A 3716-nucleotide genomic window follows, 5' to 3' on the forward strand; every position below is an offset into this window, starting at 1 on the left:
TTGAAGTAGAGTCGCTCTCGCTTACTGACGTTGAGTTACTCATGCTCGTAGAGTCACTTTCACTTACTGACGTTGAGTTACTCATGCTCGTAGAGTCGCTCTCACTCACTGATGTTGAGTTACTCATGCTCGTAGAGTCACTTTCACTTACTGATGTTGAGTTACTCATTGAAGTAGAATCGCTCTCACTCACTGATGTTGAGTTACTCATGCTCGTAGAGTCACTTTCACTTACTGACGTTGAGTTACTCATGCTCGTAGAGTCGCTCTCACTTACTGATGTTGAGTTACTCATTGAAGTAGAATCGCTTTCAATCACTGATGTTGAGTTACTCATGCTCGTAGAGTCACTTTCAATCACTGATGTAGAGTCACTTACTGAAGTAGATTCTGATTCAGAGTACTCTTTATCTACTTCATAATAATAGATAACTCTCCCATCACCGCCCGATGTATTTCTAATATTTACTTTATTTGGTAAGTTATTACCATAGAGTTCTCCACCAGTCCAGTTTGCAATCGGGAATCGTCCTCTATAGTAGCCATCCGTATTAGTTGTCAAACTTTTTTCATCTTGAGGAATCGTTAAGTAATCACCTGCTAGATTTGTTACATCTCCATTATTAGAAAAACGAATTCTGTAAAATGCTTTTTCATCTTGGGAAATGATGTCACTTAATTTATGATATTGAGGGCCGTAGACTTCACTAACTGAAGTCAAATTTCCACCAACATCCATCATTGTACTATCAAGATCGCTAGTTTTCGCAAAAGTTATCTCATTAGCTATAGCTTTGTCCAATGCAACTTTTCCAGCATTTGATTCAAACTGTTCTTGAGTGGGACTAAATATTTTATCTTCAATAACTGTATAGTTCTCTTTGTTTTTAAAGAATTCTTCAGCTGTTGGTAATGTTTGAGGATTGTTAGAGTAAACAGTGTACCCTTCTATAATAGCCGTTCCACTATTATCTAAATATGTTTTCTTATAGTAGACAACAGCCTTATCACCATTTTGAAGTGTTTGGTTTCCAACCTTTGCATAAGAAACATCACCTTGGAATTTTTGTTTAGTAGTTGACACTATACTATCTTCATTACCTGCAACTGTAACATATTTATACCCTGGGATATCAATTGCTTTAGTAGTGTAATTATCATTTGTCCATCCGTATTGGATAAAATCATCAGCAACAGGAGTTATTTTATCCGACCATAAACGGTAGCTTGTTATTTGAGGTAGGTAACGGGGCACCGTTCTGGTAATTGCTGTTTGTCCTTTCAAAAGTGACGTGCCATCATAGTAGTTATAAAGTGTTTCAAGCCCCTCTCCTTTACTATTAGCATCTGGGAAAGTGAAAGTGACTTCTGTACTATTTAGATTTTTCCTAGTCACAGTGGTTGTAAAGTTATCGATTTGAGTGCTATCTACCCCTCCTACTGTACTCGACACAGAAAGTGTAATTGTTGAACCTATTTGACTCCCATCTTTATTAAAGCGAGATACATAAATTTCAGATGCAACTGTTTTATCTCCATTTACATCAGCTAGTAATTTATTTTTATCTACTGCAAACGCGTACTGTTCCAGGTTGTTTTGATTACGCGCTACAAAGAAAGTAGTGTGATTTGGATTTGTATCTTGGAAAATTCCAGAACCAATTGTGTCATGACTAATAGTATACCCATCTCTACTTGTTAATGTGCCTGCTGAAGTATCAACAGCAGATCTTAGTGTACTGTCATCAGCAAGTCTAAAACCAGCACGATTAGTATAAGTAGCAGCGACTGCTTTAAGTCCATCATTTGCTGTAATTCCAGTACTTAGTAAAGAGTCTACTTCCCTAGAATTTGGTGCTGTCAAAGTATTTGATGCTATATTAGAGGTTACATCTTTTGAATCTGTTTCAGAAACTGTCTGGCTAGTCACTGACATCGTTGTGCTAGAATCAGCAGTATCCTCTTGAGTTGAGTAAGTGTTATCCCCTTCTTTTTCATTAGATTCTGATAATACTTTCTCTTCACGTACCGATGTACTTTCATTAGCTGATTCTGATTCTATGCTTTCTGATTGACTAATCGAAAGACTTTCAGAAAGTGAAATAGACACTTTTGTTGATTCAGAAATACTTTGTATTTCTGAATTTACTGATTCTGCTGATTCTGATACTATACTTTCTGATTGTACTTGATCGATTACTGTCGATGTCTGGTCGCCTATTGTTTGACTATTTGCTGTTAATTCTGATGTGACAGGTATTTCAGATGCAGCTAATACGTGTTGATCATGCAACATATTAACTGTAAATAAACCTCCTGTAATTGCAGTAGTTCTAAGGGCATTCTCTTTAATGATACCACCAACACTCACTTTGTCACTTTGCTCTTTATCAACTTTATCCGTTAATAAAGAAAGGCCTAACATGTTAAGTAATTGAATTTCTTTGACACCTGCCTTAACCCAGTTTTTTCCGGATTTGTACAATTTTACTCTATTTTTTTCTTCGCCAAAACTCTTTTTAAATTCTCGTGATTTTCTAGTCATAAAAAGACTCCCATTACAAATGTATTCTACAATATATTTATTAAGATTCTACTGAAAATATATCGCCGTCCACAATTTTACACTTTATATCTAAAGATAGTCAATATTATATAATGTTTATAAGTGTGAATTTTCTTTGATTACGTTTTATACTTTCAAAATTAAATAATCACTTTGATATATTTTTAACGTTAACTTTTGACCTAAAACAATGTGTTGAAGTATGGAAAAGGCACTATAGAAGAAGTGGTAATACATTTATGTATATATCGATAGATGAATCTGTTATAAATTTTATGAAAGATGAAACGGTTAAGTTTATAAAATCTACTTATACTATAGAAATTTGTGATATTTGGATTTTGAGAGTTTCAGGATAGAATATAAGTCCTAAAAAACAGGGTGGAACCCATTAAGTGTTTGAACGAAGTTTTTTAAGTCTCACATTCTATCGGTATGGATATTTTGTGTAATATAGGTCGTATTTTTAAGTGTGTGTTTAACATACTTTTATTATCTAATCTTAATAAATTGTAAAAATTCTTTGCACTACTTCATCTGCTTCTTTGTTTTTAGTGGTTTCTAACAACTTAGCCTACTTATCTTAGTAAATAGTTTGCCAAAATATTTCACACCATTTCCTTAAAGAGAGTTTGCACTCGGAATTAGTAATAAAAAGCGACAGAATCGTAATTGACCTGTCGCTTTTTTTATTTGAAATTATTACTTACTTAATTTTTCTTCTTTACGCTTTCTGAAAAATAATAGTGCTCCTAATCCAGCGAAAAGACTGCCAAACAACGTTGTTGGTTGAGATCCCTGTCCAGCTTCTGGTAAAACCTTGATACCATTTGTCTTAGATATTACATGTCTATTGGTAATTTCTTTCTCTATGCCTGTCATTTTTCCATCTGCTGTTTTTGCTTCTTCTACAGCTTGTTTTGCCCCATTCAATTGTTCTGTATTATTTAAGTTTCGTAGTTTCTCTTTAATATCATCAGAAACATTCATCACCGCAAAGCTTTTATCTGTTTGTAAATTGTCAGAACTATGCACACTGTTATTAAATGTGTAAGTAATTGGCACTTTTAAAACTTCTTCATCTTTATCGTAATACTGTTGAAGTTTTTGCCATTTTTCTGTGTTGTTTTCAATATCTGCTAAAGTTAAA

The 3716-nt window shown here is 34.0% G+C and carries 2 protein-coding genes; both read right to left on the reverse strand.

Annotated elements, in window-relative coordinates; all coding sequences use genetic code 11:
- The coding region (locus TP70_RS03525) for a KxYKxGKxW signal peptide domain-containing protein (RefSeq protein WP_044359357.1) at window positions 1-2545 on the reverse strand (2545 nt) is incomplete at its 3' end.
- 723 nt (window positions 2546-3268) lie between these two features.
- The coding region (locus TP70_RS03530) for an LPXTG cell wall anchor domain-containing protein (protein ID WP_044359359.1) at window positions 3269-3716 on the reverse strand (448 nt) is incomplete at its 5' end.

It is taken from the genome of Staphylococcus microti, from assembly GCF_000934465.1.
Classification (GTDB): domain Bacteria; phylum Bacillota; class Bacilli; order Staphylococcales; family Staphylococcaceae; genus Staphylococcus; species Staphylococcus microti.